This window comes from Pseudomonas sp. H1_D04 (genome assembly GCF_054683855.1).
This window is the reverse complement of the sequence record NZ_CP162826.1, coordinates 5443337-5456992: the sequence shown is the minus strand read 5'-3', so window position 1 is coordinate 5456992 and position 13656 is coordinate 5443337. Positions and strand designations below refer to the sequence as shown.

General features: G+C 57.1%; 18 protein-coding genes. 8 read left to right on the top strand and 10 right to left on the bottom strand.

The annotated features are described in order from the left end of the window. Window positions 1-105 precede the first annotated feature (105 nt). The 10 genes from AB4N82_RS25200 to AB4N82_RS25155 all read right to left on the bottom strand — a co-directional run bounded on the left by AB4N82_RS25200 (window position 106) and on the right by AB4N82_RS25155 (window position 7968). Window positions 106-378: an HU family DNA-binding protein gene (locus AB4N82_RS25200; protein ID WP_460103575.1), complete on the bottom strand. Its 273-nt coding sequence runs from the start codon at window positions 376-378 to the stop codon at window positions 106-108. 101 nt (window positions 379-479) lie between these two features. Continuing rightward, on the bottom strand, window positions 480-3254 hold the full coding sequence (locus AB4N82_RS25195; protein ID WP_460103572.1) for a conjugative transfer ATPase: 2775 nt from the start codon (window positions 3252-3254) through the stop codon (window positions 480-482). Continuing rightward, window positions 3254-3670 (bottom strand): TIGR03751 family conjugal transfer lipoprotein, encoded by a 417-nt coding sequence (locus AB4N82_RS25190; protein ID WP_460103570.1) that lies wholly within the window; start codon window positions 3668-3670, stop codon window positions 3254-3256. Before AB4N82_RS25190 ends, AB4N82_RS25195 begins: the two co-directional genes overlap by 1 nt. Further along, window positions 3633-5150 (bottom strand): TIGR03752 family integrating conjugative element protein, encoded by a 1518-nt coding sequence (locus AB4N82_RS25185; protein ID WP_460103567.1) that lies wholly within the window; start codon window positions 5148-5150, stop codon window positions 3633-3635. Before AB4N82_RS25185 ends, AB4N82_RS25190 begins: the two co-directional genes overlap by 38 nt. Beyond that, window positions 5140-5952 (bottom strand): TIGR03749 family integrating conjugative element protein, encoded by an 813-nt coding sequence (locus AB4N82_RS25180; protein WP_460103564.1) that lies wholly within the window; start codon window positions 5950-5952, stop codon window positions 5140-5142. Before AB4N82_RS25180 ends, AB4N82_RS25185 begins: the two co-directional genes overlap by 11 nt. Further along, the gene (locus AB4N82_RS25175; RefSeq protein WP_460103562.1) at window positions 5949-6590 is read right to left on the bottom strand and encodes a PFL_4703 family integrating conjugative element protein; all 642 of its coding nucleotides are present in this window, start codon (window positions 6588-6590) and stop codon (window positions 5949-5951) included. Before AB4N82_RS25175 ends, AB4N82_RS25180 begins: the two co-directional genes overlap by 4 nt. Then, entirely contained in the window at window positions 6587-7000 is a 414-nt protein-coding gene (locus tag AB4N82_RS25170; protein ID WP_460103559.1) for a TIGR03750 family conjugal transfer protein, read from the bottom strand. Before AB4N82_RS25170 ends, AB4N82_RS25175 begins: the two co-directional genes overlap by 4 nt. A 7-nt stretch (window positions 7001-7007) precedes the next feature. Then, window positions 7008-7379 carry a TIGR03745 family integrating conjugative element membrane protein gene (locus AB4N82_RS25165; protein ID WP_223542740.1) on the bottom strand — a complete coding sequence of 124 codons (372 nt, stop codon included), beginning with the start codon at window positions 7377-7379 and terminating at the stop codon, window positions 7008-7010. Window positions 7380-7396: 17 nt separating this feature from the next. Continuing rightward, window positions 7397-7636, bottom strand: a complete 240-nt coding sequence (locus tag AB4N82_RS25160; protein WP_460103556.1) for a TIGR03758 family integrating conjugative element protein — start codon at window positions 7634-7636, stop codon at window positions 7397-7399. Next, window positions 7633-7968, bottom strand: a complete 336-nt coding sequence (locus AB4N82_RS25155; RefSeq protein ID WP_253547813.1) for an integrative conjugative element protein, RAQPRD family — start codon at window positions 7966-7968, stop codon at window positions 7633-7635. The genes AB4N82_RS25160 and AB4N82_RS25155 overlap by 4 nt, the downstream gene beginning before the upstream one ends. Before the next feature lie 324 nt (window positions 7969-8292). On the opposite strand from AB4N82_RS25155, the gene AB4N82_RS25150 reads away from it, so the two are divergent. From AB4N82_RS25150 to AB4N82_RS25115, 8 genes are all read left to right on the top strand, one after another. Then, window positions 8293-8967, top strand: coding sequence for a tyrosine-type recombinase/integrase (locus AB4N82_RS25150; RefSeq protein ID WP_460103552.1), 675 nt, complete (start codon window positions 8293-8295; stop codon window positions 8965-8967). Window positions 8968-9042: 75 nt separating this feature from the next. Continuing rightward, window positions 9043-9297, top strand: a complete 255-nt coding sequence (locus AB4N82_RS25145) for an AbrB/MazE/SpoVT family DNA-binding domain-containing protein (protein WP_117144304.1) — start codon at window positions 9043-9045, stop codon at window positions 9295-9297. After that, window positions 9294-9641, top strand: a complete 348-nt coding sequence (locus AB4N82_RS25140) for a type II toxin-antitoxin system ChpB family toxin (RefSeq protein WP_460103549.1) — start codon at window positions 9294-9296, stop codon at window positions 9639-9641. The genes AB4N82_RS25145 and AB4N82_RS25140 overlap by 4 nt, the downstream gene beginning before the upstream one ends. 455 nt (window positions 9642-10096) lie before the next feature. Beyond that, window positions 10097-10672 (top strand): hypothetical protein, encoded by a 576-nt coding sequence (locus AB4N82_RS25135; protein ID WP_460103546.1) that lies wholly within the window; start codon window positions 10097-10099, stop codon window positions 10670-10672. 292 nt (window positions 10673-10964) lie between these two features. Then, a complete protein-coding gene (locus AB4N82_RS25130) occupies window positions 10965-11480 on the top strand; it encodes a hypothetical protein (protein ID WP_460103543.1) in 516 nt (171 codons plus the stop codon). A gap of 108 nt (window positions 11481-11588) precedes the next feature. Continuing rightward, window positions 11589-11735 carry a hypothetical protein gene (locus tag AB4N82_RS25125; protein WP_460103541.1) on the top strand — a complete coding sequence of 49 codons (147 nt, stop codon included), beginning with the start codon at window positions 11589-11591 and terminating at the stop codon, window positions 11733-11735. Between the two features lie 183 nt (window positions 11736-11918). Beyond that, complete coding sequence (locus AB4N82_RS25120; protein WP_460103538.1) at window positions 11919-12365, top strand: MarR family winged helix-turn-helix transcriptional regulator; 447 nt, start codon at window positions 11919-11921, stop codon at window positions 12363-12365. Between the two features lie 70 nt (window positions 12366-12435). Continuing rightward, complete coding sequence (locus AB4N82_RS25115) at window positions 12436-13632, top strand: FAD-dependent monooxygenase (protein WP_460103535.1); 1197 nt, start codon at window positions 12436-12438, stop codon at window positions 13630-13632. Window positions 13633-13656: the final 24 nt, after the last annotated feature.

The window sequence follows — 13656 nt, the reverse complement described above, 5'->3', positions numbered from 1 at the left end:
ATACATATGGCTTGAACGGCCCCCGGCGTTCATCAAGCGTTGAGGCTGCTGAAGCCCCATACCAGTACTCTCGCAGAGTTGGTATTGGGTAATTGCCACCAGCGTCTAGTTAACCGCGTCTTTCAGCGACTTACCGGCCTTGAAGCTGGGCGTCTTAGCCGCTGCGATCTTGATGGTGGCCCCAGTTTGAGGGTTGCGGCCGTCGCGCGCTGCACGCGCTTTTACCGCGAAGGTGCCAAAACCCACCAGCGTGACGTTTTCACCGCTTTGCAACGCCGTGGATATGATGGTTGTGAGGGCTTCCAGTGCGCGCCCGGCAGTGGACTTCGGGAGGTCGGCGGAGCTCGCTATGGCCTCGATCAGATCGTTTTTATTCATGTGTGACTCCTTCCGCTGGCTGAGTGTTGATGAGTAATCTACTCAGATAGTTTGGGCATATCCAGCACAAAACCGTTCTCCCGCCCTTTGCTAATGTAACGCTATTTGGGCTTCAAATCGGGTATCAATGCCCCGATTCCACGGGCCCGGTCAATGCGCGCAGCTACACGAAAAGCAGCCTCTAGCTCTGAGCACTGGTATTCCTGCATTAAGGTCCAGCGTTCGGCTTTTTCCTCAGGCTCCGTCATGGCCAGTGCGAGGTAAAGGCTGGGCGGCACGGCTCGAAACAGCGTTTCGAGCTTTTTCGACAGCACGACCCCCTCGGTGTATTTCCCCGGATCCTTGCTGGCGGAGAGCAACAAGGCTTTTTGCGCCGGTGTGAGCTTCTTGAAGCGAGCGATCTCTTCAATTTCCGCCGGCGGCATGTTCAAACAAATCCACCATTCGATCATGTTGAGCATGGTCTGCGCGGCCGTGGGGAAGTCGGCAAGGTTTTGCGTCGCCAACCAGAACCAAGCGCCGAGCTTGCGCAACATCTTCGTCCCCTTGACCACGAAGGGCGCCAGCAGCGGGTTTTTGGTGATGATATGGCCCTCGTCGGTGACCATGATGATCGGTCGGCCAAGGTACTGATCGCGCTCGGCGAGATTGTTCACGGTGTTCATCAGGCTGATGTAGCTGATGGACATCTGGGCTTCGTAACCTTCACGAGCATAGGTGGCCAGGTCGACGATGGTCACATCGCTCTCGGGCCAAGGCGTGCCCTCGCGATTGAACAGTTGACCCTCGAAGCCCTGGCAGAACAGGTCGATGGACTCGCCCATTTCCTGGGCACGCTCGCGACGTTTCTCTGGCAGGTGCGGGTCGGCGGCAACACGCAGCAAGGCGTCGCGCACGTCGCGGGTCAGCACCTGGCGGCCGGTGGCGACACAGGTCTGCGCCGCATCGAGAATGCACTCGCGAATCAGGCTGCGATCGGCTCGACTCAGGCGCGCCTCTTCCTTGGCCTCGCCGCCGGTGATCATCAGGCGAACGGTGATTTCCAATTCGCCGAGAACATCGCGCTGGTCTTCGCGACTGGCTACCGCCTCATCGTCCAGCTCATCGATCGACAGACTCGCGACCTGATCCGGCTGCTCGACCAGGCGCCAGGCATCGGCGAACGGGGCGAGACTGACCGAGGCGCCAGGTTTCAATTGGACCTTGTTGACTGACAGGCCCTGTGTCGCGAAGTAGTCGCCCTGTAAGCCGAATGAATTACCGGCCTCGACGATAAACAGGCGAGGGCGGTATACCGCCATGACCTGCATCAGCAGGGTGACCAGGGTGGCCGACTTGCCGGCACCGGTGGGACCGAACAACAGCAGATGACCGTTCATGGCTCGGTCCAGACGTGACAACGGATCAAAACTCAACGGCGAGCCGCCACGATTGAACAGGGTGATGCCCGGGTGGCCGGTGCCCGTGCTGCGGCCCCACACCGGAACCAGATTCGCCAGGTGCTGGGCGAACATCAGGCGGGTGTACCAGCTGCGTGTGTCGCGGGCCGGGTTGTACGCCATTGGCAACCAACGCAGGTAGCTGTTGCAGGCGGCGACTTCATCGCCTTCGCGTACCGGCTGCAGGCCCGCACCCAGTAGTGCGTTCGCCAGGCTGACCGAGCGCTGGTGTAGTTGCTGTTCATCATGACCACGTACATAGAACGCCAGGGTTCCGCGGTACAGCTTGTGCTGGCGACCGATGATCGCGCGAGCTTCTTCAACATCCTGACGAGTCTGAGTCGAGGCCAGGTTTTCACCGATGGCTTTGCGGGCCAGGCGGTTCAACTGATCCTCAAGTACATCCTGGGGTTTGACCACCAGGGTCAGACTCATCACCGTACCTTCGGGTAACTGGTCGAACAGCGCATTCACCGCGTCGCCCTTGCGGGTTTCGCCGGTGAGTTGACCAATTGACGGTGCCCGCCGCAGTTTGTCCACGACCATGACGCGGTGGGGCTGACCATCGAAGTACCAGAGTCCGCGTTGGACATCCGAACGCGGCTCATTGAAGAACAGCCGCTCGGCAAAGTCATGATCGAAGGGCAGTTCCAGCGACTCATCGTCGCCCGACTCCGGGTAGGCCACGCGGTGGTAGAACTCCTCGGGTGCTTCATTGGTGATCCTCGGCGCCGGATTGAACCAGGGCACTAACCAGGCATACAAACCTCGGCCATCGACTCGTGTCGTTTGCACCCCGCATGACTGCAACGAAGCACGGATACGTTCGCAAGCCTGTCGCAGGGATTGCACCGGGGTGAGTCCCGTCTCTTCAGCGTCAGACTCAAACCAGCGATAGACCACCAGGCGCACCCGTCGGGTATTGCCACGCCAGGGCAGGCGCGTCACCACCTTATCCTCAAACAGACCGCCGGGCTTGGCGATGGCCTTCAGATGACGGCGGCTCAGTTCCAAATACGCCTCGGTGAAGAGCGTGCCTCGTGCTCTGTCCTGAATATAATCGGTGAGCCGGGTCAGGTAGGGGGTGAAGTCGTTGTCGTCCTGGCAGAAAAACTGCGCCACCCAAGGCGCTTGATCCAGCTCGTCAAAGCTATCCTGCAGGGCATCCTCAAGGGCATCGCGGGCCACCATCAACCAATCGGGTTCGCGCCCTTCAGTGCCGATGGGCAGCAACTCGAACACCGCACCCACCGAGCGATTGTCATCGAGCAGAAAACACTGCTCGGTGTCGAGGTATTCGACCCACGGCAGGTGATCGGTGAAGCTTGGGTTGTGCGCATAGAGCGCGGCTTCATCGGCCAAGGTGGCGCGAGGGCGCAATGGGTTGCGCCAGGCTTTCCACGCAGGAGTGCGCTTGCCCGAATCGCCGGTACGCACTACAAGTCTTCCTGACGTTCACCCGGCAATGCGTACTGCACCCGTTGGTAGAACGGAAAGACGGTCGAGTAACCGGGGACCGGTGCCTGCTCGGTACCACTCAAGTGCGGATACACGTACAGCACCAGATCGGGATTGGGCAGGCGAGGGAACAGGTTGCGGATCTCGTTCGCCGCTGTGCGCGTGTACGGCTCTTGGAGAGAGGCAGAGAAATCTGCCTGGGCCAACGGGCGGCGTAACTGCTGCCGAGCATCCAGCAGTTGCTGCTGAAGGCCTTGCGAACCGGCACCGTTCCAGATGTCCAGCATGGTTTGCTCGCCATGGGGAAGAAGCGTTTCCTTGTCGGTGGAACACCCCGTCAGGACCCAGCAGAGCAAGCTAATCCAGGTCAGGCAGAGAAGCATGGTCTTTTTCATGGCGAACGCTCCGGCCCTTGGGCTCGTAGTCGATGGTGATCTCATGGTCGAGGTGCAGTGCGACCTGTGCTGCAGGTGGTACGTACACGGCAGCAAAGGCTTCGCCATACAGTTTGTTCACCCACTCGCGGATGTCGCTGACCCCACCACTGAGAATTGAATTCAGTGCGCTATTGCCACTGCTGCTGGTGACTCCGAGCGTACTGCCGCCCGAACTGATCACACTGCTGTTGTTCCGCTCATCCCCGAGCAGCGCTGCGACACCGGCACCGGCGGCAGTGATCAGGCTCTGGCTGCCGAGGTATTGCTGGGCGTTCGAGCGGCGCTCGCCAGCGATGCAAGGAATGCCATACGGATCGGACAGGTAACCGAGCCCGCCACGGATCTTGTCGGTGTTCGAGCTCTGGGTGGTGGAGGCAGTGCGGCTGGCTATCGCCTTCGGCTGAGGCACCGTGCGGATGGTGCCATCGGTAAACACAAAGGTAATTGACTCGACCTGTCCGCGTACGCAGGACAGGGTCCAGTCACCGGACGCCGTGCCGCTCATCACGGCCCCCGCGATGTCCGGCAGGTCGATGCCGTTGGCGGTCAGGTTCTCCGGACCGACCAGCACCTTGAAGGGGTAGGGATCATTCACTGTGCCGTCCACCGGGACTCGGCCGATTAGCGCGGTCATGGCGACCGAGCCCATCAATGTCGCGTTTTCGGGAATCGTGTAGACCGGCTTCGCGCCTTCGGTACGATCAACGGATCGCGTCAGGTCACGCTCACCCTGGGTGACGGCACGCAGCTGTTTCTGGCTGCGATCAATCGCGTTATCTTTCAAGCCTTCCAGTGAGTCGAAAGCGGTAGGCAGATTTAGTGTGGATGCGGTCTTGGTTTTGCCTCGGGCGTCGGTGGACGGAGCATCCGAGGGTTCAATCCACTGCATTGTGTCACCGGCAGAATGGCCTCCCTCGAACTGAGCGCCGTCGCCCGGCTCAAGCCCCAATCCGATCGGCATGTCCTTGCCTTTGCCGGTCAGCCCCGACAGCTGGTCCTGCAATTGCGTCAGCAGACCGCGAGCCTGACGACTGTCTTGTTCTGCTTTGAGCCGGGCCTCGTTGGCTTGGCGTCGGCCTTCGTCGACCTGCTGGGTCACGCTACCAAGGGCGGTTTGGATACGTGAGTCGACACTGTTTTCCCGATCGCGCAGGCGATTGTTCTCCGTCTGCAGCGACTCGTTGTGTTTCTTCAGGCCAAGCATGTCACTGCGCATGGCCTTCACCTGGCCGACCAGGGTGGCGACCGTGTCGCGTGGGGTATCGCCAGCAATGCCGAGCGACTTGGCTTGCTCGGCGGATAACTGAATATTGCCCTGATCAACTGGGTGCTCTGGAGAGGAAGTGTTACTACCCGCGACCCAGGTTTTCAGGATGATCACCACCACGGCCAGTAGCGCAGCCGGTACCAGCCATTTGAGCAAGGCGTTAGCTTTCATCGTCAGCACCTCGCGCAACGGGCGGGAGCTGCACAGCTTGCTCGAGGCCGGCACCGCGGGTGACAAGGTAGGCGATCGTGGTGTCTTCAGCGCTGCCGACAAGCCCGAGGAAAGCATGCTGGAAGGCCGCAGCGAACAGCTTGGCCTGAAGTCGACGTGGATCGAGTTGCACCGTCTTTGAACCACGATTGCGCAATTTCACCGCCGTCACCCAGTAATCACCGAGTCGCCAGACGGCGATGGGTGTGCTGGACACGTTTTCGGTCGGCAGCAGGGTTGGCATTTCGGTGCGCAGCTTGAGCGGGACGCGGCGTACACCGGGCAGGGACTCCACGGTGCGCAGCGGCGCGTACAGGCTTTGCGCGGCGTAGCGCGTCAAAGCGACCGGGATCGGTGTGCGTTCTGGAACAGGGACGGCGCTAGATTCAGCCTCGGTAGCTTGCCCCTGAGCATTCTTGAGAATACGTACGGGCTCCAGCGGTTGATCGCCGGGAGTGGCCGCGATATCCAGCAGGATAATCTCGCCCGTCGTGACCGATTGCAGTTGCAGTCGGGTCGGTGCAATGGCTTCTGACGCGCGCAGGTACAGCGTGCCGCCAGTTGATTGCACACGCAGTTTGCCTGTCAGGGTTGAGGGCACGCCGACTCGAACATCCTCATTGATAAAGACCACTCGTTCCTGATTGATCACCAGGGGGACCGCGAGGGGGAGGCGTTCCCAGTGCATCAGCTCGACGGCCTGCGCTGCAGCTCCCCATAGCATCAGTGCGACGGTGAGTCCCAGGGTAGAAATCCGCTTCATGGTGCAACTCCAGGCAGGGAGATTTTTTGCGGAGTGCCCTGATAACAATCCAGTGCCAGCCCCCACTTATTGCGTTCGGGGTCCAGATCAAAACGCACCACGCGCAATGGATACCGCACCACCACCCGTTTCACCGGTTCGGCGGCGTAATATTCGTCGGCATTGAGATCGAGCTTGACCAGCCAGCTGTCGCGGTCGAGTTGCTTGACCCTGAGTTCCGGATCTTCGCTGTAGCCTCGGCCCAGAATTTCGTAGACGCCACGCACCCGCTGGCGCAGCTCGCCGGCGGCCTTACGGTACTCATAATCACCGTCGAGGAAGGCCTTGCAGACGGGTGTCAGGTAGGACTGCAAGCCATAGATGGCGCGGCGATAATCCTGCTCGCCATCCGAAGGCCAGCGGTTGAGTTGGCCAAAGATGTACAGGGCAAAGGCATAGACATTCTCTGGGGGGACATCCCACCACTTACGAGTGCTGCCCGAGCGCAGATCCGGGGGGACATGCACCGTCAGATCGGTCGGTGCCGAGCGCCAGCCATACCAAAGTCCGGCACAGACCAGGGCCAGAATCACTACCGCCAGACGCAGGCTGAAGATGTGGGCCTGTTGGGCATCTACCTTGTTCCGAAATCGGCTCATGGCTGCCACCGGGACAGGGCAGGGCGCAGTCGACGCGAACGGCGAACCGTCCAGGCGCCGGAGTGGAGAATCAAACTTCCGCGCCCCAGGCGCCAACGGCTGGCGAGTATCCATTCGAGCTTGCGGTACAACCAGGTCTCGGGGCGAGCCCGTTTGGCCCGACGCAGTAGTGTGCCACCGGCAAATAACACCACCGCCATGCTTGCGATCATGCTGGTCGGCGCCACGGCAATGGAGGCGGTGGCGATCGCCAGAGGAACGCCCAGCAGCAGGCCAATGACGGCGCCGGTGCCGAGCGCTACCCACATCTCATCATTGGTTAAACCGCGCAATACGGCGGGATCACGATTGAGTCGCTCTGGCAGAAAGACCAAGGTACCGTCGGCAAGATGTTCGATTTTGTCGTTCATGCCGACCTCACAGAATCGCGGCAGCCTTGGTCAGGAACCAGATGATGATCACCACCAACAGAGCACCGATACCGACCACCGCACCCAAGTCCTTCCAGGTCTTGCGCTGGTTCTGCACGTCGGCATAGACGGTCAGGGAATGCCAGGCCACGCCGAGAAACGCGAGCAGGGCGATCAGCAGGCCGAGCAGGATACCGCCGTCGTAGGCGTAGTTTTTGATCGTCTCGATCAACCCGGAGCCTTCGCCGCGCGAGGGGGCTTCCATGGTGGGGAGCTCGGCTAAAGCCAGGCTTGGGCCGAGCACCAGCAGCAGACCGATCAAGCGTTGGGTCGCACGATCACGCAGGTTGTTTTTCAGGGGGACAAGGCACTTGAACATGACGGCGATCTCCTGGATTAGGAAAGGGTGAAGAACATCAGAACCAACAACACGAGCAGGACGCGGGCGGCGCTGCCGCCCAACGCACCGAAGCGCACGCTGCCAGCCGCCCAACCTCGGTAAGCCGTCCACATCACCCAGGCACACCACAGCAAAGCCAGGACGAGAACCAGGGACAGCCAGAGCGTCGAACTGCTCTGCGGTAAGAAACCGGACGCGTTTTGAAAGGCAGCGGTCTGAGCCTCAGTAATGCTCATGGCGAGGGCTCCACGGACGGAGTGTCGAGGCGGTAGTCGCCGACCAGTTCACTGGGATCGCGGGGTTGAGCGCGGGAAGGGGAAAGGTAGCCCTGCACACCGTGGCGGATGCGCTGGATGTCTTGGGAAAGACGGAGATAGTCGAAGCGATAGCGTTCGACTGGTTCAGCCGTGCTGGCTGCCTCAGCTTGCGTTGCAAGGCGTTCGATAATGTCGAGCTGCTGCTGGACTCGGCTGAGCTGATCCTGCTCATGACCAGATGCGGCATAGCTGTTGCCATCGACGATAGCCAGCGAGAGCAGTAACAAGCAGCGAAAGATGGTAGTTGGCATGATGCTGGCCCATATGGATCTGGGAGCAGAATCAAGTTAGAGGTCGAATTTTTCCGTAAGAAACCTGAGGTCTGATGAATCGCTTTTTCTGGGGAGGTACTGGAGATGTTTACTTACAGCTATGTGGTCCTTCGATCTTTGATGGAGAGAGTGGTTGAGGCTCTAGGGAAATTCCACTCTCGATGAGCTTCGTTGATGACGATATCGTCACAACCCATTTTCCGTGAACACGCCGAAAACATTGGTGTTAGGCTTCGCTGGAGGCCTACCACCAACTCTCTCAGGATCGACCTCGATCCGCGTTCAATCCTGACAGAGAGCCTTATGACCGATATTCGGCGCGCAACATCCCTTCGCCCTGGTCAATTCAAACACCTCATTCGGGTTGCTTCAGTCACCGGGCGAAATCCTGAGCGTGATGTGATGCTGTTATGGGTCACGCACACGACTGGAATTCGTGTCACCGAATTGGCCCAGCTCGAAATCTCCGACGTGCTCTATCCAAGTGGAGCGGTGCGACCAGAGGTGTATCTGTCGCCGTCCATTACGAAAGGCTGCCGTGCCCGGAACATCTACCTCACACACCCGAAATGCCTTGAAGCCCTTGAGCGATGGTTTGAGGTGCGTGTTGCCCGTGGTTGGGGTTATACCGGTGCCGATGAGTATCGAGGCATGCGCCCAGGTTCAAAGCTGGTTCTGAGCCATAAGGGGCAGGCCTTCGAACTCGCATTCAAACACCGCCAGTTGGATAGCGGGCCGGAGGTCTACAGGGCGTGTGATTCCTTGCAACAGGCCATCAGCAGGCTTTATCGACAGGCGGGGATAAAGCAGGGGTCATCGCACAGCGGACGGCGTTCACTAGCGGCAAAGGTACTGGCCGCGACTGGTGACGTTGAAACGGTTCAAATGATCTTGGGCCATGCCGATCTGGATCACAGCAAACCTTATCTCTCAGTTGATCAGGCCACTATACGAAGGGCTTTTGAGCTTGCATTGTAGATACTATGTTTAAACGAAATGCTTGCTTCCTGTGGGTTGTGTATCTACTATGTGTATACGTTTTTGGAGGTTTATATGCAGGTGAAAATTCAGCAGTGGGGTAATAGTCAGGCGATCCGCTTGCCGTCTACCGCGCTCAAACAAATGAGCTTGGTAAATGGCGATGTCCTGTCGCTCGATGTGTCTGCCGAGGCAATGACGCTCAAGCGCGCCAAGACTAAGCCGCACTACCGGTTGGCGGACCTGATGGAGCAGTGCGATTTGAATGCGCAAGAGCCCGCAGAGCTGGCCGCCTGGAATGCCATGCAACCGGTAGGGCGTGAAGCGTGAAGCGAGCCAAATTCAACCGGGCTGACATTGTGCGTCTGAACCTGAATCCTACCGCTGGCCGCGAGCAACAGGGCGATTTCCGTCCTGCACTGATCCTCACGCCTGCGGCTTATAACGCTTCTGGGCTCGCCGTTATTGCCCCGATCACCCAAGGCGGGGATTTTGCGCGCTATGCCGGTTTCGCTGTGCCTTTGAGCGGTTCTGGCACCGAGACGCAGGGCGTTGTGCTGTGCAATCAGATTCGCACCGTTGATCTTGAGGCACGTGGCGCAAAGCGTACGGAGTCGGTCCCCGAAGTTGTGATTGACGATGTGCTGGCCCGCGTTCAAGCGCTCTTTGAGTAACAGGGAAACATCGCTTTGCCCCCAAGCCCGCCAAGTGCAGGCTAAGCCCGTAAAAAGAGGTGCGGATTCCGTGCCCATAAAATGAAGGAGAGCTAGCTATGGATCCCATGGATAAAATTTGTGATGGTTGTGAACAGCCAGGCAGCGCCTGTGAATGCAGCTATTGCGAAGACTGTGAGCAAAAGGAAGCTGACTGTGTGTGCGAGCGGTGCAGTCACTGTAGCGCCAAAGAAGATAACTGCACCTGTGAAACTTGCGACAACTGCGGTGAGAAAGAAACTGAATGTTGCTGCGAGGTGTGCAAAGACTGCGATGAGAAAATTCCTCAGTGCGCTTGCGAAGCCAGCTCTGATTAAGCGGAGCCTTGTACATGCTGGTAAGCCTCGGCCTTCAAAAAGCCGGGGTAGAGGACGAGATGTCATTGATTCTAAAGTCAACAAAACGAGGGAACGAAGATGATCCAGCCATGGCTTCACAACGCAGAGCAAGCGTCTACATCATTGCCTAACGGCAAACGCCTTTTCCAGGCTTATGCCGTGCTGCTCAACTTCGCGTGGCAGAACGACTGGACGGGGGCCTGCCATGACAGCTCTGCGACCTTGTTCATGGTTCTCAATGAGATGGGTTTTTCGCCAAAGATAGTTACTGGTGAGGTCAAGGCATCAGCCGGCACATTTGACCATTCGTGGGTTGAGTTGGATGGGGAAATTTATGACGTGGCGGTCGGTTTCCCTGGTGAGGAAGGGCATCACGTTGGGCCGTCAGTATTTGCATCATTAAATCTGGATACGGGCTCACCTACGGAGCTGCTGTATGGCATTCGCTCTCCCAGTGGCTTAGACGATGTTGGTCGGTTCGTCGCTGAGTCGAACCTAGAACAATACTCCGCTGGGCAGCCCGTGGGCTCGACCATTTGGGACATTACCCCCCTTGTCGGTGCCGCGTGTGGGGTGAAATTACGCAAGTCAGACTTGCGAAGGAAGTATGGGAAGGTGACACGCATAGTGCGAGGTCAAGACACTTCGATTTGACCGAGGAAAAATCGCAGTACCCACAAGCTCCGCGAGTCCATCCTGGCACCATCTGAGCATCGTTGCAGTGGCTTCCAGACTTACGAGGAAGCTCTTACGCACTGTCGTGAGGCTCAGCTCCCCCACGACCCATACCGTTAAAGAATTCACGGGATACCCGACAGCCCTCCGGGGCTGCATCGGAGAGTCGCCCGGAGTACCGATTACCCGCGATGGCCATGCCGTCAGAAGGTAATCAAACGTCAGACCGGGCGGCTCTACCAATGCAGCAACGAGCCAAAGGAAAACAGAAATGGACAATGAGACTTTGCCAAGCTCTTGGGTAATCGACGAGGCGCGGGCTTATTTGAGAGCTTCGCTTCTGCTTGAGCGGCATGCATCAGATGGCGACGTAGCTCTATATTGGCCAGCGACGATGAACTCTGCACTTGCATCAGAGCTATATCTCAAGTCATTTCTGGTGGAGGCTGACCCCCGCTTTCCAAGGAGTGAATATGACCCTGAAGGGCACCTCAGATTAGCTGTAGGCCTGCCTGGAAATAGGCATAATCTGCTCGAGCTATACAGAGCAATCCCGGTGGATTTGGCGGACAAGTTGCGTGAAATCTCAGGTCGCTTGTCTCCTGGCTTTCAGCTGGAAAAGTGGATTATCTCTTGTTCTACATTGTTTGTCGGCACTCGATACCCTTACGAAGCGAGTTCCACTCAGGCAATTGATTCTGATGTGCTGAAACTCGCGCCCCATCTGGACAGAGTGCTGAGCGAGTTTCTCAACCCAGTCGATGGCCAGACCAACCAAGAGCGATAGCTAGGAAAACGACATGAAACCCCGCTGCCCATCCAGCCCGCCACCGTGCGGGCTTCGGCAGTACCAGGGCGTGGTTTTCTCGCCCGCGAAAATGCAGGTATGTCACATATGAAGCCTTTTTTCGCAGCGCTGATGCTGCTCACTGCCACAGTGGCCCATGCAGCCAGCATGGATGCCGATGAAGTCACCAAGGCCCAGTATGAAGCTGGCCAGGCCCAAGTTTTGGCAGATGCAAACCGCTCGGGAGGAGCATGACCCTAGGGGACTCTAAGGGGTGTGTTTGGGGGGTAACTCAGATCAACGGCATTTTGAAGCGATCGAGGCAACAGTGGTAACTCCTTCAAGGTGGTATCGATGGTAAACGCTGATCGGGGATGACATTCGGATTAACTCAGCATCAGGCTAGTGATAGTCATCAATTTCCGACAAAATGCTGGCATGAACAATGACAAAGATATTCATCCCGACGCGGCTGTTGCTCCCAGCTACCTCGCGAAGCGAGCAGAACGCGTGTTTCATCGCGCGGTAGAAGCTACGTTAAGGTCACATGGGACATCGCTTACTTTAATCGGCCCGTTGCTATGGCTGTCTTGGCGCGGCCCTATGTTGCAGCGGGATCTCGTGAAGGCATCTGCAGTAAAACAGCCGGCCATGGTTGCGACGCTTGATAAGCTAGAAGCAGCCGGCCTGATTGAGAGGGCCGTTGTAGCGACAAACAAGCGAGCTGCGCTTGTGAGCATCACACCAAGCGGTCGGGATACTGCCGCGCTAGGACGGCATGTTTTGCTCGATACGAACGCACAAGGCGTTAATGGATTCACGCCTGAGGAAGCAGCGATGTTAGTGGCGTTACTCCAACGATTTATTGCAAATTTAGAAGGCTAAAATTTAACATCACGCGTGATGTTAATTTGCATCATGCGTGATATTGTGTGCGGATTACAGGAGAATCTGCATGGCTAAAAAAATCCTCATCAGTGGAGCAAGCGTTGCTGGCAATACCGCAGCATGGTGGCTTTCCCAATATGGCTTTGACGTTACTGTTATTGAAAAAGCTCCCGCATTTCGTGATGAAGGCCAAAACGTAGATGTCCGAGGAGCAGGTCGAGATGTGCTCCGAATGATGGGGCTTGAGCGGGCTGCATTAGCCCTTCGTACCTCTGAGGTAGGCACTGATTGGGTAGACGAAAACGACAATCCAATCGCGCGATTCACAGTCGATGATATTGGCGATGGACCAACAGCAGAGTTGGAAATAATGCGTGGCGACATTGCTCGATTGATCTATGAACCTGCAAGCAATCGATCAACCTATTTCTTCAATGAAACTATAAAGGCGGTTGAACAAGATGAAAGCGGTAGCACCGTTCACTTCCAGAATCGCCCAAGTGCTCGATACGATGTTGTGATTGTGGCGGAGGGTGTAGGGTCATCTACTCGCGAGTTGATTTTCCCAGGAGAGAACAATCCGAAGTGGATGGATATGACTCTCGCCTATTTCGCAATACCCAAAGTTTCAGTCGATGGTGTATTCGCGCGACAATACAATACTTTAGGTGGAATCGGAGCGACCTTAAAGCCAGGTCGCGAGGGGAATGTGCATGTATATTTGGGTATGCAGAAAGAACCAGAGGGCGAGAATGACTGGCCTGTAGAGCTACAAAAGAAGTTCCTGCAAGAGAAGTTCTCCGACGCAGGATGGCACTTCCCGCGAATCCTTGACGGTATGAATAAAACTGACAACTTCTATTTTGATGTTCTTAGACAGGTAAGAATGCGTCGCTGGCACCGTAACCGTGTGGTCCTTACCGGTGATTCTGCCTGGTGCGTTACGCCGTTGTCGGGCATCGGCACTACATTAGCTATAGTCGGCGGCTACGTATTGGCAGGTGAGTTAGCAAAAACAGAAGATCTTCCCTCTGCATTGGCCTCTTATGAGCGCGTCATGCGGCCGTTTGTAAGAGAAGGGCAAGGCGTTCCTAAAATTCTGCCTCGCATGCTTTGGCCTCACTCTCGTACTGGACTTAAATTGCTGAGATATCTAATCCGCATCGCAGGAAAACCGACGTTGCGTAAAGGTTTTTCCAAGTTATTACTTCGAAATTCTAAAAAGATTGATCTTCCACTGTATGTATCCAAAAGCACAGGTTGATATAAAAATCTGTTTGGTAACTTT